Origin of the sequence: Halomonas sp. SIMBA_159 (assembly GCF_046536035.1) — a bacterium.
GTDB classification, from domain to species: Bacteria; Pseudomonadota; Gammaproteobacteria; order Pseudomonadales; family Halomonadaceae; genus Vreelandella; species Vreelandella venusta_A.
Window position 1 is genome coordinate 1 of record NZ_JAWJBT010000774.1, and the last position, 265, is coordinate 265.

At 51.7% G+C, this 265-nt stretch carries 1 protein-coding gene; it reads right to left on the minus strand.

All coding sequences use genetic code 11. The features are described 5' to 3' along the window. Window positions 1–265, minus strand: a 265-nt coding sequence (locus R0J87_RS21310; protein ID WP_498888788.1) for a FeoB small GTPase domain-containing protein, incomplete at both ends; no start/stop codon positions are given.

A 265-nucleotide genomic window follows, 5' to 3' on the forward strand; every position in this document is an offset into this window, starting at 1 on the left:
GTACCTGCAGGCCAAATACCAGGCTGCTTTCCAATCGCGTTGCATCAAGGTTGCAGACAATCAGTGCGGTGTTGTCGTCCAGCAGTGCCTCATGCAGTTTGTCTACGGCGATCTGTTCGTCTTTAGACAGCGTATGCAATGAGTAAGCGCCAGGGAAGTCGACTACCTGATAACCGGCAAACTGGCCGCTTTTCAGCTCTACTGTTACGCCCGGAAAGTTGGCAACCTTTTGTTTCAGGCCGGTAAGCTGGTTAAACAACAGGGT